Source organism: Abyssibacter profundi (genome assembly GCF_003151135.1).
GTDB lineage: Bacteria > Pseudomonadota > Gammaproteobacteria > Nevskiales > OUC007 > Abyssibacter > Abyssibacter profundi.
In genome coordinates this window covers 44635-65066 of sequence record NZ_QEQK01000001.1, presented here as the reverse complement: position 1 = coordinate 65066, position 20432 = coordinate 44635, and the positions used below count along the sequence as shown (strand labels likewise).

At 63.9% G+C, this 20432-nt stretch carries 17 protein-coding genes; 5 read left to right on the top strand and 12 right to left on the bottom strand.

Annotated features, from left to right (window positions below; all coding sequences use genetic code 11):
• Positions 1 to 37 precede the first annotated feature (37 nt).
• The 3 genes from DEH80_RS00330 to DEH80_RS00320 are packed head-to-tail and all read left to right on the top strand — an operon-like array spanning position 38 to position 3232.
• Positions 38 to 1177, top strand: coding sequence for a zinc-binding metallopeptidase family protein (locus DEH80_RS00330; RefSeq protein WP_109718480.1), 1140 nt, complete (start codon positions 38 to 40; stop codon positions 1175 to 1177).
• A complete protein-coding gene (locus tag DEH80_RS00325; RefSeq protein ID WP_109718479.1) occupies positions 1178 to 2122 on the top strand; it encodes a hypothetical protein in 945 nt (314 codons plus the stop codon). It begins immediately after the preceding gene.
• Between the two features lie 54 nt (positions 2123 to 2176).
• Entirely contained in the window at positions 2177 to 3232 is a 1056-nt protein-coding gene (locus tag DEH80_RS00320; RefSeq protein WP_109718478.1) for a Glu/Leu/Phe/Val dehydrogenase dimerization domain-containing protein, read from the top strand.
• A 66-nt stretch (positions 3233 to 3298) separates the two neighbouring features.
• Here the strand turns inward: DEH80_RS00320 and tfpB are convergent, their stop codons facing one another.
• Positions 3299 to 5089, bottom strand: coding sequence for a type IV pilus assembly ATPase TfpB (tfpB, locus tag DEH80_RS00315; RefSeq protein WP_109718477.1), 1791 nt, complete (start codon positions 5087 to 5089; stop codon positions 3299 to 3301).
• A gap of 208 nt (positions 5090 to 5297) precedes the next feature.
• On the opposite strand from tfpB, the gene DEH80_RS00310 reads away from it, so the two are divergent.
• Complete coding sequence (locus DEH80_RS00310) at positions 5298 to 5726, top strand: protease complex subunit PrcB family protein (RefSeq protein ID WP_165831192.1); 429 nt, start codon at positions 5298 to 5300, stop codon at positions 5724 to 5726.
• A gap of 83 nt (positions 5727 to 5809) precedes the next feature.
• Positions 5810 to 6715 carry a 1-acylglycerol-3-phosphate O-acyltransferase, YihG family gene (yihG, locus tag DEH80_RS00305; protein ID WP_109718475.1) on the top strand — a complete coding sequence of 302 codons (906 nt, stop codon included), beginning with the start codon at positions 5810 to 5812 and terminating at the stop codon, positions 6713 to 6715.
• On the opposite strand, the gene DEH80_RS00300 is transcribed toward yihG, so the two are convergent.
• The 11 genes from DEH80_RS00300 to nth form a co-directional block, all read right to left on the bottom strand.
• A complete protein-coding gene (locus DEH80_RS00300) occupies positions 6712 to 9393 on the bottom strand; it encodes an efflux RND transporter permease subunit (protein WP_133249059.1) in 2682 nt (893 codons plus the stop codon). The two genes, yihG and DEH80_RS00300, sit on opposite strands and share 4 nt — an antisense overlap.
• Complete coding sequence (locus DEH80_RS00295; protein ID WP_109718473.1) at positions 9390 to 10193, bottom strand: outer membrane lipoprotein-sorting protein; 804 nt, start codon at positions 10191 to 10193, stop codon at positions 9390 to 9392. Before DEH80_RS00295 ends, DEH80_RS00300 begins: the two co-directional genes overlap by 4 nt.
• A 77-nt stretch (positions 10194 to 10270) precedes the next feature.
• On the bottom strand, positions 10271 to 10747 hold the full coding sequence (locus tag DEH80_RS00290; protein ID WP_109718472.1) for a hotdog fold domain-containing protein: 477 nt from the start codon (positions 10745 to 10747) through the stop codon (positions 10271 to 10273).
• 15 nt (positions 10748 to 10762) lie between these two features.
• Positions 10763 to 11629: an alpha/beta hydrolase family protein gene (locus DEH80_RS00285; RefSeq protein ID WP_109718471.1), complete on the bottom strand. Its 867-nt coding sequence runs from the start codon at positions 11627 to 11629 to the stop codon at positions 10763 to 10765.
• A 70-nt stretch (positions 11630 to 11699) separates the two neighbouring features.
• Positions 11700 to 12590, bottom strand: a complete 891-nt coding sequence (locus DEH80_RS00280; RefSeq protein ID WP_109718470.1) for a LysR substrate-binding domain-containing protein — start codon at positions 12588 to 12590, stop codon at positions 11700 to 11702.
• Between the two features lie 65 nt (positions 12591 to 12655).
• Positions 12656 to 14089, bottom strand: a complete 1434-nt coding sequence (locus DEH80_RS17660; protein ID WP_165831191.1) for an OmpA family protein — start codon at positions 14087 to 14089, stop codon at positions 12656 to 12658.
• Positions 14090 to 14133: 44 nt separating this feature from the next.
• Positions 14134 to 14778 (bottom strand): fumarylacetoacetate hydrolase family protein, encoded by a 645-nt coding sequence (locus DEH80_RS00270; protein WP_109718468.1) that lies wholly within the window; start codon positions 14776 to 14778, stop codon positions 14134 to 14136.
• 95 nt (positions 14779 to 14873) lie between these two features.
• A complete protein-coding gene (locus tag DEH80_RS00265) occupies positions 14874 to 16532 on the bottom strand; it encodes a phosphoenolpyruvate carboxykinase (ATP) (protein WP_109718467.1) in 1659 nt (552 codons plus the stop codon).
• A gap of 289 nt (positions 16533 to 16821) precedes the next feature.
• Positions 16822 to 19158, bottom strand: a complete 2337-nt coding sequence (ggpS, locus tag DEH80_RS00260) for a glucosylglycerol-phosphate synthase (protein WP_109718466.1) — start codon at positions 19156 to 19158, stop codon at positions 16822 to 16824.
• A gap of 168 nt (positions 19159 to 19326) precedes the next feature.
• A complete protein-coding gene (locus DEH80_RS00255; protein ID WP_109718465.1) occupies positions 19327 to 19779 on the bottom strand; it encodes a GNAT family N-acetyltransferase in 453 nt (150 codons plus the stop codon).
• Positions 19776 to 20414, bottom strand: coding sequence for an endonuclease III (gene nth / locus DEH80_RS00250; protein ID WP_109718464.1), 639 nt, complete (start codon positions 20412 to 20414; stop codon positions 19776 to 19778). Before nth ends, DEH80_RS00255 begins: the two co-directional genes overlap by 4 nt.
• Between the last annotated feature and the right edge of the window lie 18 nt (positions 20415 to 20432).

Sequence of the window (20432 nt, the reverse complement as noted above, 5' to 3'; positions counted from 1 at the left end):
GTCTACGAAGCCTCAACATGATGCACAATTTGCACCTATGCAAACCTTCCACTGTGTCTGCGGCAATACGATCTTCTTCAAGAACACGCGCTGCGAGTCGTGTCAGCGGCGTTTGGCCTTTCTGCCAGACCAGCGTCGGATGTCCGCAGTGGAGAGCGTCGGGGGCGGCCGATGGAAATCACCGGATGGCGCCCTGTACCGGCGCTGCCGCAACTATCGCCGCCATGACATCTGTAACTGGATGGTCCCGGCCGCGGAGTCTGACCCGTACTGCCTGTCCTGCCGGCTGACCGAGCAGGCGCCGGATCTGAACGATCCCCGGCAAAGCCTGTATGTCTACAGGCTGGAATCCGCCAAGCGACATCTGCTGTACACCATTCTTCAGCTGGGTCTGCCGGTGCGCACCAAGGCGGATGACCCCGACTGGGGCCTGGCGTTTCGTTTCGAAACCGATCGTGATCCCGATACGGAGTTCGTCCATCCGGTCGAGGATGCCGAAACCGTCTGGACCGGCCACGCCAACGGCACGATCACAATCAATCTGGCCGAGGCCGACCACGTGGCACGCGAGCGCATGCGCGTGCAAATGAAAGAGCGGTACCGCACGCTGCTAGGTCATTTTCGACACGAGGTGGGACACTACTACTGGGCCTTGCTGGTGGATGGCACGGATCTGCACGCCTCGTATCGCGAACTGTTCGGCGATGAGCGTCAGGACTATGGCAAGACGCTTGCGCGCTACTACAAGCGCGGAGCGCCGCGTGACTGGAACAACCGTTTCATCAGCCCCTATGCCAGTTCTCACCCTTGGGAAGACTGGGCGGAGACGTTTGCCCACTATCTGCACATGATCGACACCCTCGGAACTGCCAACGACTTCGGGTTCGTCGTGCAGGGACGGCAGATACCGCCGGCGCCGTATCCCGACACGGTGCTGGCCGAGGTGCCCTTTGATGAGATTCTGGACCTGTTCATTCACCTGAGCATCGGGCTGAACGCAATCAGCCGCTCCATGGGCGTGGCGGATCTCTATCCCTTTGTGCTGTGTCAGCCAGCCAAGGACAAGCTGCGCTTTGTGCACGAAGTCATCCATGCACGATCCAGTCATCGCGGTGTCGATCAAATGTCGTTGTTCGACGCCCGGAATGCGCTGGACAAGGCGGTCGCCGAGGCCTGAATGCTGTTCAAATTCGTCGAAGATCCCGCTCAGAACCTGGCGTTGAACATGATCAACACCGCCAGCCGTTCGATTGCGCAGGGGATCGAGGCGACGCTGCTCAAGTACAAATGGGAGCAGGCCGGTTTTGACGACGAATCCTTATCGGTCGCATTGGCCGAACTCCTGGCGGACGACCTGCTGGAGATTCACCATGCCGGGGACACGCCGATGCTGCGATTCTCGGCGCAGGCCTACGAGTCATTCGTCCGCGCCAACGTCTATGGTGCGCTGGAACAGGCCGCGCAACTCCCCGACCGACCCCACGAACCCAGCGCCCGGCCGCTCACCGAACATGAACTGCGGCTGGCCGTGCTGGAGATCTACCGCGAGTTGTCGCTCGGCCAGCAGGGGCTGATTCCATCGTCCACGCTGGCTCGCTTCTGGCGGGAAGCCGAGCGTCGCGCCGAGGATCTGCGCCTGGCCGTGGATATCCTGCTTCGGGATCGTTTCCTGGAGATCGTGCGCCGCGAGTTCGATCCACAGTTCCGTCTCACCGCGGCCGGCGCCGCCTATCTGGCGGGTCCCAGTGCGCCCGCGGCGCTGATTGATCGGCTCGGCCCGGCGGATAAGGGGGTGAGCCGCTGCGACCGGTTGTCCGATCGCTCGCTGACCCGCCACCTGATCACGCTGGTCGACGCCCCGGAGACCGACTACCCCTACGCCTTGCTCGCCCAGCGTTGGCAAGACAGCGGTTTGCATGGCGATTGGCTGGTATTGGGCTGCGACCTGTTGCTGAAGCGCGGCTACCTGGTGCTGGAAAGCGAGACACCGCTGCGGCTGCGGCTGACCCCCAGAGGACAGGATTTTCGCGAGCATGCCGGCAAGCGATTGCGGCGGCTGGGGACGCGGCTGGCCGTGCGTGAATCAGCCGATGCGCTGCGCAAGCTGCGGGCACGCTCGTAGGGCTTGACACCCATGCGATAATCCGCGGCCGTTTTTGCTCCCGGTGCAGGCGCTATGTCCGTGTTTGACCATCCCGAATTCGACCAGCACGAATGCGTGCATTTCGTCCAGGACGAGCGTTCGGGCCTGCGGGCGATTATCGCGGTTCACAACACGGTGCGTGGACCGGCGCTGGGCGGCTGCCGAATGTGGCCTTACGCCTCCAGTGCCGATGCCCTCACCGATGTGTTGCGTCTGTCACGAGGCATGACCTACAAATCGGCGATGGCCAACATCGATCTGGGTGGTGGCAAGTCGGTCATCATCGGTGATCCGCGGCAGGTCAAGACCGATGCGCTGATCCGCGCTATGGGTCAGGCCGTGGACCGGCTCGGCGGCCTGTATGTGGCGGCAGAAGATTCGGGCACGTCGGTTGACGATTTGCGGCGCATGGGTGAGGTCACCAGTCATGTCGGTGGCGTGATCGAGCGTCCCGGGCCCGGCGGCGAGCCGCACAGCGGCGACCCCTCACCGGCCACCGCGCTGGGCGTGTTCCACGGACTGGCCGCGGCCGTTCGTTTTCAGCTGGACCGTGATGACCTGCAGGGCGTGCGCGTGGCGATTCAGGGCGTGGGCAACGTCGGCTATCGGCTGGCCGGACACCTGCACGCGGCCGGGGCCGAGTTGGTGGTGGCGGATATCCATGCGCCCAATGTCGAACGCGCGGTGCAGGCGTTCGGCGCCCAGGCCGTCCCGGTTGCAGACATCGATGCCCAGGATGTGGACGTGTTTGCACCCTGCGCACTGGGGTCGGCCATCAATGCATCGACGCTGCCGCGGCTCAAGGCCAAGGTGGTGGCCGGCGCGGCGAACAACCAGTTGGATCGCACCGCCTATGATGCCGCGCTCATGGAGCGGGGCATTCTTTATGCCCCGGATTACGTGATTAATGCCGGCGGCATCATCGACATCTTCTACGAGCGCACCGGGTACACCTGGGAGAAAGTCGAGCGCCATCTCAAGGGGATTGGCGACACGGTGACGCAGGTCTTCGAGCGCGCCCGCAGCGAGGGCCTGCCAACAGGGCAGGTGGCGGATCTCATCGCCGAGTCGCGCTTTCGGCGCGCCTGAGGCTGATGCGCCTGCAGGTCGCCGACGCGAGGTGACCGCGTGGGGCGGTGAACCACCCCGTTGCGGCTAGGGTCGGAGAGCCGTCGGCGCGACTTTTAGCACCTCGTCGAGGCTGGTCTGCCCTTCAGCGACCTTGACCGCGCCGCTCATGCGCAGCGGCCGCGTGCCCCTGCGAATGGCCAGGGCGCGCAGTTGCTCCAGGTCCATGTCATCGCGAATGGCTTCGGTCAGCGCCTCGTCCATTTCCATGACCTCGTACAGACCCACGCGGCCCTGGTAGCCGGTTTTACGGCATTCGGGACAGCCCACGGGCTCGAAGACCTGATCCGGCATGGCCAGGCGCTGGCCGCCGGCCAAGGCATCCCACTTGCGTGGGTCGGGTTCGGCGGGGCGCTTGCATTCCGGACAGAGTTGACGGGCCAGTCGTTGGGCCACAACGCCGAGCAGGGTCGCGCGGATCAGATATGCCGGAATTCCGAGCTCGGTCAGTCGGGTGACCGCGGAGGGTGCGTCGTTGGTATGCAGTGTTGAGAGCACCAAGTGCCCGGTCAAGGCAGCCTGGATCGCGATTTCTGCGGTCTCGAGGTCTCGAATCTCGCCAACCATGACGATATCCGGGTCTTGGCGAAGCACGGTGCGCACGCCAGAGGCGAAGGTCACATCGATCTTCGGCTGGACCTGCATTTGATTGAAGCTGGGCTCGACCAGCTCGATCGGGTCCTCGATGGTGCAGATGTTCACCTCAGGCGTGGCCAGGTGCTTGAGGGTGGAATAAAGCGTCGTGGTCTTGCCCGAGCCGGTGGGGCCGGTCACCAGCACGATGCCGTTCGGGCGAGTCGTCATCCGCTGCCAGGCGGCCTGGTCGTCTGGCTCGAACCCCAGCGCATCGAAGTCGCGGACCAGGATGTCCGGATCGAACACCCGCATCACCAATTTCTCGCCGAACGCCGTCGGCATTGTGGACAGTCGCAGCTCGACCTCGCGGCCTTCGGGGCTGCGGGTCTTAATGCGACCATCCTGCGGCCGGCGCTTCTCGGCGACGTTCATGCGGCCCAGAATCTTGACCCGGCTGGTCACCGCAGTCATAACCGATGGCGGAATCTCGTAAACCGCATGCAGTACGCCGTCGATCCGAAAGCGAATGCGGCCACCGCTGCGCCGCGGCTCCATATGGATGTCACTGGCGCGTTGCTCGAAGGCGTATTGGAGCAGCCAGTCGACAATGTTGACGACATGGCTATCGTTGGCATCGAGCTGGCCCCGACGGCCCAGGTCCATGAGCTGTTCGAGACTGTGGAAGGCCGGATTGCTGCCCTGGCCTGAGCGTTCTTGTTCACTGGCGGTGACCGAGTGGGAGAGGGCGTAGAACTCGACCAAATAGCGGTCGATATCCTCGGGATTGGCGACAACCCGTCGGACCCGCCGCCCGGACACCTTCGCCAGGTCGGATTCCCAGTCTCGGACGCTGGGGTCAGCCGTGGCGACCGTGATCTGCTCATCATCCACCCGCAGCGGCAGAATGCCGGCGCGCGCGGCGTAGGCATAGGGCACCACCGACGTGACCTGCCGGCTGTCGATGCGCAGCGGGTCAATTCGGTAGTACTCGAGGTCGTAGCGGTCGGCAGTCCAGTGAGTCAGCGCTTCCAGTGTCAGCAAGCGTTCCGGGTCGTCATGTCGTTGCAGGTTGGCCTGAGCGATGAGCGACAGGGGGTGCTGCGTGCCGGGTTCGGAGGCCTGATCATGCAAGATTTGCTCGGCATCGTCGCGCGTGACGATGCCGTCATCGACCAGTGCCCGTAGCGTGGCCTGCAGGCTCGTGCGGTCGGTGCGCGTGCGGCGAGCGACAGAAGAGTTCATGTCGCAACGCTACCATTGCTGCCGCTGTCTGCCTACGCTGCGCAATATCCATGGACGCAGTGGATTCGCGCCCTGATTCCACGGGTTCCGGGTGGAATTCGGCAGGCGTGTCGGGTACCGTTTTCCCATGCTTGGGAAATCGTCTGGTGCCTTCATTCGTGCGGCCGCGTCGCTGTGCCTGTTGCTGTCTGCAGCCGGGTGCGGCCTGATGAAAACCGTACCCGAACCTGAGGACGTCCGTATCTCGGAGGTCCGGCGGTCCATTCACTGTGGCACCGAGCAGCGACATGCCGCCTTGTCGTATTTCCCCACGCCCGAAGATTGGTTGGGTTGGCAGGCAGATCGCGGGCTGCAAATCGTGTCGGCCGACAAGTTGCCTGACGGGCCACTGTTGTTGCTGGAGATGGGGCAGCGTCGCACAGGCGGGTACTTCATCGAGCCGAAACCGGATGCCACGATCGATCGGGATCGGGTGATGTGGCTGGCGGGGGAATGGACCCGCCCCGGCAAGGATCGAATGGTCACCCAGATGCTGACCAGTCCCTGTGTCTTGTTGTCGATACCGCCACGCGATTACCGCGGGTTCCGAATCATCGATCAGAATGAGGAACTGCGCTCCAGTCTGGATCTGAGTTAAGCGCAGGCCAACTGGCATTATCAGCGGTCCGGCGCGTCAGCAGTCAGCTGCGCCATCCGCATGGGGAAGGCGAGGAGTCCCGAATGAATCGAATCCTGGGTCCGGTGAGGGGCGTGTTGCTCGCCCTGTTGGTGTGTCTGCACACCCTGTTCTTCGGCGCCATCATCTTCGCCATCATGCCGCTGAAGTTCCTCACCTGGGGGCGCGTGCGCTCCCGCGTGGTGCAGGCCATGGAGTGGGTCGCCCACCGCTGTTGGTGTGCCTTTAACGGTTGGTTGCTCCGACACCTGACGCCCACACGCTGGACGATTCGTGGAACGGACAACCTGCGCCGGGATCGCAGCTATCTGCTGATCGCAAACCATCTGAGCTGGAATGACCTCTTTGCCATGATGGTGGCCTTTACCGACCGCGTGCCGCCCTACAAGATTTTCATCAAGCAACAGCTGATCTGGTTGCCCGTTGTCGGACAGGTGGTCTGGGCTATCGATTTCCCCTTCATGAAGCGTTACACCCGGGAGCAAATCGCAGCGGATCCCAGCCTGGTGGGTCGCGATGTGGAGACGACGCGACGGATGTTCGCACGCTACGGCGACCGTCAGGTCACGATCTTCAACTTTGTCGAAGGCACGCGGCGTACACCGGCCAAGCACGCAGCGCAGCAGTCCCCCTACAAGCATCTGCTCAAGCCGCGTGCCGGCGGCGTTTCCTACGCCATTCGCGCCATCGGCGAAAAGCTCGATGCCGTGCTCGATGTGACCTTCTACTACGTTAATGGTCCCTGGACCACCTGGGATTTATTCTGCGGTCGCATTCCGGAAATCATTGTCGATGCCCGTGAACTGCAGGCGCCGGAGGCGTTGGCGGCGGGTGATTACAGCAGCGACCTGGGTACGCGCAAGGCGGCCCAGCGCTGGGTGGCTGCGATCTGGGAGGAGAAGGACGCCCTGATCGACACGCTGGAGCAGCAGACGCGCGGCCAGCGTTAGTCGCAGTGGTGATCCGCGATCTGGCGGGTCGCCCGAGCCAGGCGTTCCGCCTGGATGCTGTTGAGATTGCGATAGACCAGTGCAGCCACCCGAGGGTGACGCTGGCGTAGGCGCTCGAGATCGTCGGTATCGAAATCCAGAACCCGGAGATTCGTCTCGGCCGTGACGCTGGCTGTGCGCCGCGACGCGAAGTAGCCCGTTTCGCCCAGTGTCGTGCCGCGAGCCACGGTGTTGATGGTCACCGCTTCACCCTGGCGATCGACCCAAACCCGTGCGCGCCCTTCCACGATGACGTAGATGTCATGCGCCAGATCCCCTTCTCGGATGAACTGGGTGCCCGCGGGGATGGTGCGTAGATTCGACAACAAGGCGAACAGGCGGGCCTGGCGCGGCGACATGCCGTCGAGTAGCGGGATGCTGTCCTGCGGGGCCTTGCCGAGGTCGACACGCAGCACATCCCACAGCGTGACCAGGTCGGCGCGCAGCCCGACGGCAGGTGCCACGGTCAGATCGCAAAGCCAGGCAATGGCCAGGGTCGCGGCCGCCAGCCAGCCGAACAGCACCTGAGACTCGAAGGGGCTGATGCTGAGGGTCAGAAAGCCGAGGCAGGTGGCCACCGTGGTCAGGGTGATCGGTCGGATCACGTCGCGCAGCGTTTGTTGTGTGGCGTCGCGGGCATCCGCCATTTCACGCGCCCGCTCGTTGAAGCGCACCAGGTAGTGCAGCGTATCGTCGACCGCGATCCCCAGCACGATGCAGGCCACGAGCGCCGTGGTGGGGCCGAGTGGCAGCCCCATCCAGCCGATGAGGCCGAAGAACAAGGCGACCGGCACGATATTGGGCAGGATGGCAAAGGCCGCGGCTCGCGCTGAGGCAAAGACCACGGCAAGAATCACGAAGATCGCCGCAAACGCGGCGAGAAACGACACCGCCTGCCCGCCCGTGAGCTTGTTAACCGTCCGCGAAAACGTGATGGGCGTGCCTGTTAGCTGCGCATCCAGGCCGGCTGGCAGCGCTGCCAGGCGACGCTCGATGCGCTCCACCAACGCCGTGATCTGACGCGTGTTCTGAACGGCGGTACCGATGTGCAGGCGCGAGGTCGAGAACTTCAGATTGGTGTAGTCGTACACATCGTCCGGGGCTGCTGCGATCAGCAATTGCTTGGCGAGTATCGGGTTGTCGGGCAATGCGTTGGTCTGTCCACTGAACAACCCATTGAGCTCGCGGAGAATATTGGTCAGGCCGTAGCTGCCATCGATTTCGGGCTGGGTTGCCAGCCATTGCTGCAGGGCGTCCAGCGCTTGCAGCAGGTCGGGTTGGAGCGCGGCCCCGGGTGTGGCGCTGCGCACTTGCAGCGAGAAGCCATGCGTACTCCACAGCGCCTGGGTGACGGTGGCGAACTCTTGCCGGACTGGATTATCTGCCGGCAGGTCGTCCACCAGGTTGGCTTCGGTTCGCAGTTGCAGCGCCCCGGCCGCGCCGAAGATCACAGACAGCACCGCAATCCGGAGGATCCAGCGGCCGTGGCGTGCGCTCCAGCCTGCCGTGGTCTTGGCGAGGGCCTCCAGCCACTGATCCAGCAGGCCTTGGCTGCGCGGGCAGGCACCCAGGGCGGAGAGCGCCTGGGGCGACCAGTACCGCGTGATCAATGCGCTGGCGAGCACGCCCATGGCCGAGGCCAGCGCAAAGGATCGAATGGCTGGCGTCGGATGGACGGCCAGGGCCAGGAGCCCGAGCGCCGTGGTGAGCGCGGTGACCAGCAGCGGCAGGGCGATGGCCCGCGCTGCCTGTTGCGGCGAGGCGTGTGCTTCGGCCGCTGACAGCAAATGCATCTGGTAGGCCACGGTCAATGTGGCGATAAGCGGAACAATGAGCGTGGTGACCAGATTCAACGTGCCACCGATGGCCGCCAGCGCGGCAAGGCCGGCTATTACGGCCAGTGCAACCGACCCGACCGCGACCAGCACCAGGCGGATGCAGCGAAAGGCCAGCAGCAACACCGCCACAAAAGCCAGTGCCAGCAGCGGCAGGCTTTGCTGAAGCTGTAAGCGGAGCCCGTCGGTGACGGCGGCGGCGATCAGCGGCGTACCGGTCGCGGCGAAGCCCAGGCCCGTCGCCTCAGTGGCCCGACGCGCCGTGTCGACCAGCCGTGCGGCCTCATCGCGCGCCTCGCTAGGGGACAGCTCGCTCGCCAGCGTCACCAGCACACCCGCAGATTGTTGGTTCTCGGAGACCAGGCGTCCGACGACCAGCGGGTGGGTCAGAAGCGCATCGAGTGCGATGCGAGCCTGAATGGGTGGGGACGTCAGCCAGTCGCGAATGGACACCAGCTCCACGCTATCGGCCAGGTCAACGGGGATCTGCACCGTGGTCAGGGCGCGGACCTGGGCCTGCTGACCCGCCGCCTCGATCTGCCGGGTGATCTGATCGATGGCGGTGAGCTGCTCCCGGTGCAGTCCGCTGTCGGCCGACAGCAACATCATCAACTCTTCTGCAGCCGGTCCGTCAGCCTGCAGGTCCTCCGGTGCGATGAGCGCATCGGTGCTCGGGTCGAAATGAAGTCCCCCGGGGCCCATGCCGAGCCAGATCGCCACCGCTAAGGCCACCAGCGCCCCGAACGCGGCGGGCAGCAGGCCTTGGCCCGCGGGCATGGCGGGTGACGCAAGCGGTCTGTTCAATCCACCGACTCGTAACCGCGGGGATGAAAGGCGCGACGGGGGATGGACTCGTCAAATTCCACGCGTGATAGCTCCACCCGAGTCCGGCTCTGAGTCTGCCGGTTGTACATGGTCATACGACGGGCGAAATGCCGCTCTCCGGCCTGCTCGATACTAGTCGGGTCGACTTCCAGTTCCCGGATCACGGCATCTGCATGGTTGATGAATCGGACATGTACGGGGACGCAGTTCGCTGGCTCCAGCGCCATGATGATGCGTGCGTAATCGACCTCGGCTGTTGCGGCAGGCACCAGATCCAGAACATGGACCGGCTCGTCACGGTAGGTGCTGTCCGGTTGTCGGGTGGCCGTCCCTCCGTCCACGGTGCCCAGCAATTGGCGGACATCGGCGTAGGTGAAGTCCGTGCCCCAAAGGCTTTGGCTGGATGCATTCCCGCTCACGCGCCGCGACCGTTGCAGTGCCGGGACGTAGGTGAACATCGCGTCGCCGTCCTCCGCGTCGGCCAGTACGAGAAATGACATGCCCGACAGGTCCGGCGGATTGAGGACGCGCAGATTGGCATCGACGCCGTCCCGGCTCTTGCGCGCCAGCAGACGGATATAAAGCGTGCGCGCGTCTCCGTCGGCCCGCACGGTCTCTAACTCTGCGTGCTGCTTGAAGGTCTCGCTGGGGGCGTTGGCGCGCGCACAGCGCGCCAGCTCCTCGGCGGTGGGTGTTGCGGTCTGCGCCGCTGCAGGCAGGCAGACCGCGAACAAGAGGGTGGCAGCCAACCGGCCACGCGCGGTGATGAAGTTCGACATATCGCCGACGGTAGCGCGCGGGGCCAGCGTGTCAAGCAGGCGGCTGCCCGGTCCCTTGACCGGCCGACCGGGGGTGCTTAGCGCGACGGTTTTTTCGAAACGTACATGCGGATGCGCGCGCGGAAGACGACGTTGCCCTCCGCATCACGGACGTCCACCGGGGTGAGCAGTGTCTGCCGGTCCTCCCATTGGCTGGGTGGGTCGATGACACAGGTCGTCGTCAGGTCGGTTTCTGCTTTTGCCAGATAGTCGACCTCCATGCCCTGCGGTATCCAGCGGTGGCTGACGGGGACCGTAGCTTCTGCAGCCAGTCCGCCCGCCAGTTCGGCCATGTTGCACATGGCGATGGCGTGAAAGGTGCCGATGTGATTCTCCACGCTGCGACGCTTGCGGCTGCTAACCACACAGCGTCCGGTGTCCAGCGCCTGCACCCGTGGACGAATCGTCGAAAAATAGGGTGCGCGGCGGCAGACGCCCTGGGTGAACAGCCATCGGCCGCCGGGCTTGCTGCTGAGCCGCTGCCAAAGTGCAAGTGTTGCGGGTGTTTTGGTCATGATCAGGTGCTCGAACTAAGAAGGAATGGGTGCGTCGGTTTCGGCAAGCGCTGCGTCTAGCTGGGGTGTCAGCCAGTCGGCGACTTCATCCCAACCCGCCCGGGCCGCCGGGCGAAAGAAATCGAAGTGGCCCAATCTATCGACGCCCCAGTCTTGGGGCTGTCGGCGCAGAATTTCGACCTCGGCCCGGGCATAGAAAGACGCCAGTTCAGCGACGGCGCGCGGCGGCGCATAGCGCGCGTCATCGGTGATCTCATAGAACCGAGCGCTGCCCGTCCAGCCGGCGAATCCGGCGCGCAGGGGCTGGCCTTGTTCGTCGGTGATGTAGTGCGGGCCCCGGCACCAGCGTGTCCATTCTCGAACCACCGGGCCGGGCAGCGGGTCGGGGCCCAGCAGGCCGCCCGGTATATCGGTGCGGACCGCGAGAACGCCTGGAAGAACAAGGTGCATCATGGCCCACATCCAGAGCCGGTGACGGCCGTCCCACAGCCGCCAATGACCGGATTGCGCCGAGATGCCCACCAGCGCGCAGACCGCTGCATTCGACGGGCACAAGCCCAAGGCCTGACCGCCAAAGGAATGCCCGATGACCGCGATGGCTGGTGTGGCGCCTCGCAGATGGCAAATGCCGGCGTCCAGGTCTTCCTCGGCCCAGCTGCGCATGCCGCGGGGTGATGCGTTGGTGGCGCGCGACTGGCCGATGCCGTTGTAGTCCAGCGTCAACACCCGGAGTCCGCGCGTGGCGAGGTGCTGCGCGAAGCGAGCGTAGAAGCGTTGCGGGACGCCCGTCGCGCCCGCAATGAGTACCGCACGGGAACCGTGTCCGTACTCGCAGGCCGCCAAGGCCCGGCCATCACGTGTTGTCAGCTGAAGACTGTTCATGCGTTGAGAGCCTAGGGCCCGCTGTGACGAGGCACAAACGAATCATGCTCGTCTGTCACATGAGCAGATTTCATCTAAAGGCGGGTAGGGCCCGCAACCACTCCCGAAAAGCCTGCAAGGCGGGCCAGTTGGCGTCCTGCCGACGGTAAAGCATGTTGTAGCGGGGCTGAATCGGCAGCGAAGTGTCAGCCGCCAGACAGAGACGGCCGCTGAGCAGCCATCCCTCCACCGCGGGGAACAGGCCCAGCGCCACCCCGAGTCCCTGCTCTGCAGCGCGCAGTAGCGACAGATAACTGTCGAACCAGATCCCGCTGCCCAGCGCGTCGGTGTCGATGCCGGCCTGGGTTGCCCAGGCGGACCAGGCGTCTGGTACGGCTGTGGAGTGCAGCAGCGTGGTCCGACCCAAGGGCAGTTCGCCACCGGGTGGCAGGCCCTGTCGCAGGCTCGGCGCGCACACCGGCTGCGCCGACATGGACAGCAGCGGCTCCAATGCCAGGGCCGCGGTCTCCGCACCTCCAAAACGCAATGCGATATCCGCTTCGTCGGCTTCCAGATCAGCGAGGCGCATGGAGGTCTCCACGCGGATGTCGAGGTCCGGGTGATGTCGATGGAAATCGGGCAGGGCCGGGATGACCACCTCGCTGGCGATAAAGGGGCCCAGCGTGATCCGGAGCAGTTTGCGATGGGCTTGCGACTGGGTCTGCGCCGTTGCTTCGTCCAGCGCCGTCAGGGCCGTCTCACAGGCCTGTCGATAGTGTTCGCCCATCGGGGTCAGTCGGGTACCGCCCGGGCTGCGCTCCACCAGGGTGACGCCCAGCCGCTGCTGCAGGTCCCGCATCTGGTGGCTGACGGCCGAGGGCGTGATGTGTAGGGACCGGGCGGCCTCACGGTATGAGCCGCGCCTGCCCACTTCGCACAGGGTGCGTAGCAGGTGCAGCGGTGGTGTCCGGGTTAGGGGCATGGCTGACAGGCAAAAAAAACGCCCGGTTGCACGAGACAACCGGGCGTTTTGTCCTCTATGAGCGCTTAGCGCAGGACGCGGATCTCAACGCGTCGGTTCAGCGCACGTCCTTCCTTCGTGTCATTCGACGCGATGGGGTTGGACTCGCCCAGGCCGGTGGCCTTCAGGCGGCTCGCCTCGATGCCGGTCGCAATCAGGTAGTTGCGGACGGCTTCCGCGCGCTTCTGGGACAGTGCACGGTTGTATGAGGCGGCGCCGACGCTGTCGGTGTGGCCGTTGATCTGGATCGAGAAGTTCGGCGACTGGCGCATGGTTTCGGCAATCGCATCCAGAATGCGCGTGGCATTGGGTGCCAGCTTCGAGGAGTTGGTCTCGAAGTTCACGCCCTTGAGCACCAGGCTCTGGTCGGCCGCACAGCCGTTGGTCATGACCTCAGCACCGGCCGGCGTGTTGTCGCACTGGTCCATCTTGTCGCTCACGCCATCGGCGTCAGCGTCAGCGGAACAACCATTGGCGTCAACGGCGATATTGCTCGGCGTGGCAGCACAACGGTCACGGGCATCGGGGACGCCGTCGCCGTCGGAATCCAGTTCACAACCCGACTCGTCAACCGGCATGCCGGCAGCGGTTTCGGGGCAGCGGTCCAGGGCATCGCCTACACCGTCACCGTCGCTGTCAAACACGCAGCCACGCTCGTCGACCGAACTGTTCGGCAAGGTGCCGGGGCAGGCGTCGACATAGTCGGCTACGCCGTCAGCATCGGTGTCGTAGGGGCAGCCGCTGGCGCCAACCGGGATGTTGGCCGGCGTGGTCGGGCAAGCGTCATTGGCATCGGGGACGCCGTCATTGTCGCTGTCGGGGTTGCCGAATCGCAGCGGCGAACGAATGCCGAGATACACCTTGTGAGCGCTGTACTCGGTGTCGACATTGCCGACTTCAGGGTCGCCACCCATGACGAAGCGATAGTCCAGGGACAGCGAAAGCAGATTCTTCAGCGGCAGCAGAATGCCGCTACCGATCTGCAGCGCGGTCACCATGTCGTCGTCAGAGAACGCGGTGACGCCACTGCCGGCGACCTGATAGTCCTCCAGCGTGTACTGGACCAGGCCCAGGCCGCCGCCGAAGTACGGATAAAGCGTGCCGACGCGGCCGAAGCGCGACGTGGGCACCAAGTCGTACCAGAGGTTCGCGAACAGCGAGGCGGTTGTCAGCTCACCGGAGGTGCTGTCCGTGCTGACATCGGCGTTGCCGAGGCTCAGGGACGCTTCGGGGCGCAGCGCGCCAACGAGGTCGTAGCCGATGCGGCTTTCCAGACCGAAGCCGGCGTCGAATGAATTGGTGCCCCGGTATGTGCTGGCACTGACATCGGCGTCTGTCGGCACATCCAGACCGATACCGACGCTGGTATACCAGTCACCCGAGGTGCCGGCGACAGCGGTTGCAGATGTCGTGGCGCAAATGGCCGCAAGGCCAATACGGCACAAGAATCCCTTTTTCATAAAACGGTGTCCCCAAGCTTTGAGTCGGAAGTGGCTCGCATACATTAGCCAATCTTTTGCAATGCGTCATTCGTGCCAGTCGTCCATTCTGCCGATTCCAGCACATCGCTGCTCAGTTTGACGTGGTCGCCGGGCGCCAGTGGCCCGACGCCGGCTGGCGTTCCGGTGTATATCAGGTCGCCCGGCCGCAGCATCCAGGTCTGCGAAAGAATGCTGATAATGCGTTCTATGCTGAACAACATATGGGCGGTATGACCCCGCTGGCGCAACTCGCCGTTAACGTGACACTCGAATGCGATGTCATCCAGCGCCGGGGCGCCGTCCCAGGGGGTGAGCGGTCCGAGCGGGGCGGCATGGTCGAAGGCCTTGGCCAGTTCCCAGGGCTTGCCGGCTTGCCGCAACCGGTTCTGCTCGTCGCGCAGGGTGAGGTCGAGGCCCAGTCCCATGGCGTCGATGAAGGTGGCTGCAGAGTCGCTCGAAATCCGCTGACCCGTCTGACCAATGCGGATCACCAGTTCCGCTTCGTGATGTACGGCTCCCCGGCCCACGGGCAGCGCGATGGCTTGCCCGACTGTGACCAGGCAGCTGGCCGGTTTCATGAACACGACGCAATCACCGTCTTCCGGGTGGCCGAGCTCGCGAATGTGCTCAACGTAATTGCGGCCGATGCAGAAAATACGGGCGGACATGCAGAACTCCTTGGAATGGGCACAAAAAAGCCGGCGCACCTACGAAGGGTACGCCGGCTTGGGTCGTCTCGCCGCTGGCACGAGACGCCGCGGGTTTACATGACGGCCGGAATACCCAGCTCGCCAAGACCCTTGGCTTCGTAGTTGTCGCGGAACATCTGGCGCAGCTTTTCCGCCTGCGCATCGTAGGCCGCCTTGTCTTCCCAGGTGTCGCGCGGGTTCAGAATCTCCGCCGGGACATCCGGGCAGCTCGTCGGTACGCGCAGATTGAAGATCGGGTGCGTCTGATAGTCCACCTTGTCTTCATCCAGCTGACCCTCGAGCGCGGCGTTGAGCAACGCGCGGGTGTGCTTAATCGAAATGCGCTTGCCAACACCGTAAACACCGCCTGACCAGCCGGTGTTCAGCAGAATGCAGCGCGCATTGTGCTGCTTCATCTTCTTGGCAAGAAGCTCGGCGTAGACGCTGGGCGGACGCGACATGAACGGTGCGCCGAAGCAGGCCGAGAACGCGGCCTGCGGCTCGGTGACACCGACCTCGGTGCCGGCCAGCTTGGCGGTGAAGCCCGACACGAAGTGGTACATCGCCTGTTCGGAATCCAGGACCGAGACCGGCGGCAGGACACCAAAGGCATCAGCCGTCAGGAAGATGATGGTTTCGGGATGCGGGCCACGGGCGCCGTCGGCCACGTTGGGGTTGCACTCCAATGGATAGGAGAAGCGGGTGTTCTCGGTGATGGATCCGTCGGTCAGGTCCAGTTCCTGCGGGTCGGTTTCTTCGAGTGGCTTGCCGGGCAGTGGCGGGACGTTCTCGATGATCGTTCCCGGCATCGACAGAGCGGCGGCAATAATCGGCTCGGCTTCCTTGTCCAGGTCGATGAGCTTGGCGTAACAGCCGCCCTCGAAGTTGGACACGCCGTCCTTGGTCCAGGCGTGCTCGTCATCGCCGATGAGTTCACGATCCGGATCGGCTGACAGGGTGGTCTTGCCGGTCCCTGACAGGCCGAACAGCACCGCGCCATCACCGCGCTTGCCGACGTTGGCGGAACTGTGCATCGACAGCTCGCCCATGCCCGGCAGCACGTAGTTCATCACCGTGAACATGGTCTTCTTGTTGACGCCGCAGTAGTCGGCGCGGCCCAGAACCAGACCGATCTTGTTCTTCACATCCATGATGACCGCGCGCTTGGACAGGGTGCCGTCACGCTCGGGGTCGCAATGGAATGAAGGGACGTTGATCAACGTCCAGCGCTTGTCTTCTTCGTTGTCCACGCCCTCAACGCCATGGGCGAACATGTTCTTTGCAAACATGGCATGCGTGGCGTACTCGCCGACGAAGCGGTACGGCATGGCATAGGCGGGATCCCAGCCGCAGTACACGTCTTCGACGTACAGGCGAGCCTTCTTTTCGTTCAGATGCGCGACGACGCGCTCGAGCAGCGGGCCGAAATGCTTGGGATCAAATTTCTTGAAGTCCTTCTTCCACCAGATATCGCCTTCGATCTCCGGCCAGGCAACCGCGAAGGTGTCCTGGACGGGGCGGCCGGTGCAGCTGGGGTCGGTGTAGTAGACCAGCGGTCCGTTGACGCCCAGCTTGGTGGCATAGGCCTTGGGCTCGTCATCCGGCCCGTCGGCGCGAATGCGGCCGCGATCATTTGCGATCGCCTCGGAAAAAAGCTCTTCCTTCGACAGGTTGTAGTGATAGTCGACGGTATCGAGCCCGAATTTTTCTTTCAGCGTCGTCCGAAAATCCATGTGCTGTGTGTCCGTAAGATAAGCCAACAAAAAGACCCGCCAGCGGCGGGTTGAGTTCGGTGGGGCGCCGGATGATGGCATCGGCAGCCAGCCTTGCGCGCGGACCCCGATCAGCGCATGCGCGATGGGTCCGCCCGGTGAAACTGAGAGCCTGAAACAGCCGTCAGGTGGTTGTTTCAGCCCGAAAAACGGGGCACAGAGAGTACCTTCGGAGGCCGCTTACCGCAACCGCTGGCGCGCTGCAAGCCCGGCAACCGTGCACTGGCGCACGGTGCCGGACGGCCCCGGGCTAGGCCGGGGTATAACGGGACTTGTCCGAGGTCGCCACGGCATGTGCGGCGTAGACCCGAGCCATCTTGGTGCTGGGGTCGTTGATAATGCGCTGGCGACGCTTGGCGGCGGTCTTCACCGCCTGGATAAAGTCCTGGCCCCAGGTCTCCAGGTCGTGATGCATGACCACGTCAGCCATTTGCGCGATGCGGTCGCGACGCTCGGCATCGCCCAGCGTCAATGCGCGGTAGAGCTGATGCATCATGTCGACTTCGTCGTAGGGGTTGGTGCGGATGGCGCCTTCCAGTTCCACGGCGGCACCAGCAAACTCCGACAGCACCAGCACGCCCTTGCCGTGGGTGAGCCCCTGCACGGCGGCGTACTCCTTGGCCACCAGGTTCAGGCCATCGCGCAGCGGCGTGATCCAGCCGACATCGGCCACGGCGTAGTAGGCGAGCACGTCCTCAAAGGGCATGGAGCGGAAGAAGAACCGGACCGGGGTCCAGTCCAACTTGGCGAAACGGCCGTTGATGCGTCCCACGGCGTATTCGACCTGCTGTTGGATCTCCTCGTAGATTTTCATGCCCCGGGCGGCGGGCGTGACGATATCGACAAAGGTCACCTTGCCGTGCAGTTCCGGGTTCTCTTCCAGCAGGCGCTCGAACGCTTCGAGCTTGGCCAGCGGACCCTTGGTGTAGTCCAGGCGCTCGACCGACAGCACGACCCGTTTGCCTTGCAACTCCTCGCGCAGGCCGGCCATGCGTTGCTGGACCTGCTCGCTCTCGACCAGCTTGCGGATGCGATTGGCACTCACGCCGATGGGGTGGGCGCCCATGTGGACGACGTGGTCCTCCGACACCTTGATCCCGGTAGTCATTTCATCCAGCCCCAAGGCGCAGTCGTAGGTCAGAAAGCGCGGGGCACAGTTTTGCCGTTCGAGAACCTCGACGGGGAAGTTCGAGCGCACGACATCCACGAAGTTTTCCAGATGCCGCGGGATGTGGAAGCCGACGTAGTCGCATTGCAGCAGGCTGCCGACGATCTGGCGGCGCCATGGGATGACATTGAAGATTTCCGAGGACGGAAAATAGGTGTGGTGGAAGAAGGCGATGCGCAGGTCTGGTCGTAGCTTGCGCAGGTGAGCGGGCACCATCCACAGATTGTAGTCGTGGATCCAGATGACCGCGCCTTCGTCGGCTTCGGCCGCCGTGCGCTCGGCGAAGATCCGATTGATCTCCACATAGTGCTGCCAGTCATCGTGGTTGAAGTGGGTGCGCTCGATGAAGGTGTGGATGGTCGGCCACAACGCTTCCTTGGAGAAGGTCTTGTAGAAGCGCTGGACATCCTGGCTGGTCAGGGGCACCCGCGACACCAGCAATTCCGGGTAGGCCTCCTCGTCGACCATGGTGTGGTCCTGGAATTCCTCCGGGTTGCGCGTGTCCTGTTGCGACCAGGCGATCCACATGCCGGTGCGGCCGCCCTCGAACAGGGATAGCAGGCTGGGCATGATGCCGTTCGGGCTCTTCGGGCGCCGGTGGACCAGCTTGCCATCCACCATGTGCTCCTCGTAGGGCAGGCGGTGGTAGACCATGATGAGCTGCGAGGATCCGCGCTCCTGTTGGGCGCGCGTCAGGTCTTCGATGGCCTTGGGGCCTAGAAACTGAAAATAGCTAAACGCGTCCAAGATGGCGCCGGCACCCGACGCCTCTGAGTGATAGACCTGGGACATGCGCTGGGTGGCGTCCACCAGCCGCTGTTCGGCAGCGCCGACGACGACACCCTTGTAGCCGGTCTCGAACATCGGCAAATCGTTGAGCGTGTCGCCCGCCACCAGGACTCGGGCGGGGTCCATTTCCAACAACTCCACCAGCTTCATCAGCGTCGTGCCCTTGTTCACGCCGGCGGGCAGGATGTCGAGGTACTTGTCAGCTGAATGCAGCACCTCGCAGCCCAGCGGCTCCACCGCCTCGCGTACGGGCTGCGGGTCGTAGCCTGGCGGCACGAAGAATGAGCAGCGGCGCTGCTGGGGCACTTCCTGGCGCTCCAAGCCATCGATGCCCTCGATAGCCTCCAGCACCGCCGGTTCACCGGGCCAAGCCTGGTTGATATCGGACTGGATGGGCTGAACAGGCTCTAGCGTGTCGCCGTGGACGATGGTCGTGCCGACATCACAAATGACGTACTTGGGTGTCGGAATTGTCGGATCGTAGATCAGCGGAACCACGTGTTCGAAGCCGCGGCCCGTGACAAACACGAGTGTGACCTCGGGTTGGCGTGGCAGGAATCGGTAGAGGCGCATGCGGTCGGACTGGCGTCCGCCCAGAAACGTGCCGTCGAGATCAGTCGCTAGAAGCATTCAGTCGTTCGGGGGGTGCGAATGGGTGCGTCGCTACACGCCGGATCGGGCTCCGAGCGCGGCGGCAACCCATCCGCCGGGTCGGTGGACAGCCGCGTCCTGCATGCCGTCAACGCGTTTATTAGCATGCCTGCTGCGGTGCCGCATCTCAAACCGGCCTGTCCACCCTCAGGCAGGGCGCTCCATGTATTGGTGGTCGCCAATACCTTCAATTTCGAAGATTGGACCCAGGCCGATGAAGCCGTAGCGGGCATAGAACCCGATTGCAGGTTGGCGCGCATTGCACCAGATCGCTCGGGCCCCTGCATGCATTGCATGGTCCACGGCAGCCTGGAGCAGCGCGGCGCCCAAGCCTTGGCCCTGGACCTCCGGCGAGGTCGCCATGCCGCGGATGCGCCACTGCTGGTCTGCCGGCGCTCGTGTGCAGCGCGTGTCGGATTCCTGAAAAATGGAGACGACGCCGACGATGCGCCCCTCCCGCATGGCCGCGAAATGACCGACCTCGGGGCTCTCATCGCCGGGAAACTGGGCCTTGCTCAGTGGCTGGTGCGCGCGAAGCAGCTGATGCCGAACCGGTAACACCTGGGCGATGCTCACCCGGACCACAGGTTGCGGACTCATGTCACGGCCTCCTTGGCGCGGTACTCACAGAGGTCGTGGATGATGCAGTCGTGGCATAGCGGCTTGCGTGCTTTGCAGGTGTAACGGCCATGCAGAATCAGCCAGTGATGGGCGTCTTGCCGATAGGCGGACGGGATTAAACGAACGAGGCGATCTTCAACTTCGCGCACCGTCTTGCCGGTTGCGATCCGTGTGCGATTGGCCACGCGGAAAATATGGGTGTCGACGGCGATGGTGGGCTGGCCAAAGGCCGTGTTGAGCACCACATTGGCCGTCTTGCGACCCACACCCGGCAAGGCTTCCAGCGCCGCACGGTCATCGGGGACCTCGCCGTCATGCCGGTCCAGTAACTGGTGGCACAGGGCAATGACGTTTCTGGCCTTGGAGTTGAACAGGCCGATGGTCTTGATGTACTCGCTGAGACCCTCGACACCCAGGGCGGCGATGGCCTCCGGCGTGTTGGCCACGGGGAACAGCTTGGCCGTGGCCTTGTTAACGCCCACATCCGTGGCCTGTGCCGAGAGCACGACAGCCACCAGCAGTTCGAAGGGGGAGCTGTAGTTCAGCTCGGTTTCCGGCTTCGGCCGTTGCGCTTTCAGGCGCTCGAAGATTTCGGTCCGCTTGGCGGCGTTCACTGGCGTGTCAGTTGGTGG

Bases quoted from the DNA above. Each gene is read 5' to 3' on its own strand.
- DEH80_RS00285 (WP_109718471.1), bottom strand. From the start codon at position 11,629: ATGAACAGTCTTCAGCTGACAACACGTGATGGCCGGGCCTTGGCGGCC.
- DEH80_RS00265 (WP_109718467.1), bottom strand. From the start codon at position 16,532: ATGGATTTTCGGACGACGCTGAAAGAAAAATTCGGGCTCGATACCGTC.
- DEH80_RS00255 (WP_109718465.1), bottom strand. From the start codon at position 19,779: ATGAGTCCGCAACCTGTGGTCCGGGTGAGCATCGCCCAGGTGTTACCG.
- DEH80_RS00310 (WP_165831192.1), top strand. From the start codon at position 5,298: ATGAAAACCGTACCCGAACCTGAGGACGTCCGTATCTCGGAGGTCCGG.
- DEH80_RS00270 (WP_109718468.1), bottom strand. From the start codon at position 14,778: ATGTCCGCCCGTATTTTCTGCATCGGCCGCAATTACGTTGAGCACATT.
- yihG (WP_109718475.1), top strand. From the start codon at position 5,810: ATGAATCGAATCCTGGGTCCGGTGAGGGGCGTGTTGCTCGCCCTGTTG.
- DEH80_RS00325 (WP_109718479.1), top strand. From the start codon at position 1,178: ATGCTGTTCAAATTCGTCGAAGATCCCGCTCAGAACCTGGCGTTGAAC.
- DEH80_RS00280 (WP_109718470.1), bottom strand. From the start codon at position 12,590: ATGCCCCTAACCCGGACACCACCGCTGCACCTGCTACGCACCCTGTGC.
- DEH80_RS17660 (WP_165831191.1), bottom strand. From the start codon at position 14,089: ATGAAAAAGGGATTCTTGTGCCGTATTGGCCTTGCGGCCATTTGCGCC.
- DEH80_RS00320 (WP_109718478.1), top strand. From the start codon at position 2,177: ATGTCCGTGTTTGACCATCCCGAATTCGACCAGCACGAATGCGTGCAT.
- DEH80_RS00290 (WP_109718472.1), bottom strand. From the start codon at position 10,747: ATGACCAAAACACCCGCAACACTTGCACTTTGGCAGCGGCTCAGCAGC.
- ggpS (WP_109718466.1), bottom strand. From the start codon at position 19,158: ATGCTTCTAGCGACTGATCTCGACGGCACGTTTCTGGGCGGACGCCAG.
- DEH80_RS00330 (WP_109718480.1), top strand. From the start codon at position 38: ATGCAAACCTTCCACTGTGTCTGCGGCAATACGATCTTCTTCAAGAAC.
- tfpB (WP_109718477.1), bottom strand. From the start codon at position 5,089: ATGAACTCTTCTGTCGCTCGCCGCACGCGCACCGACCGCACGAGCCTG.
- DEH80_RS00295 (WP_109718473.1), bottom strand. From the start codon at position 10,193: ATGTCGAACTTCATCACCGCGCGTGGCCGGTTGGCTGCCACCCTCTTG.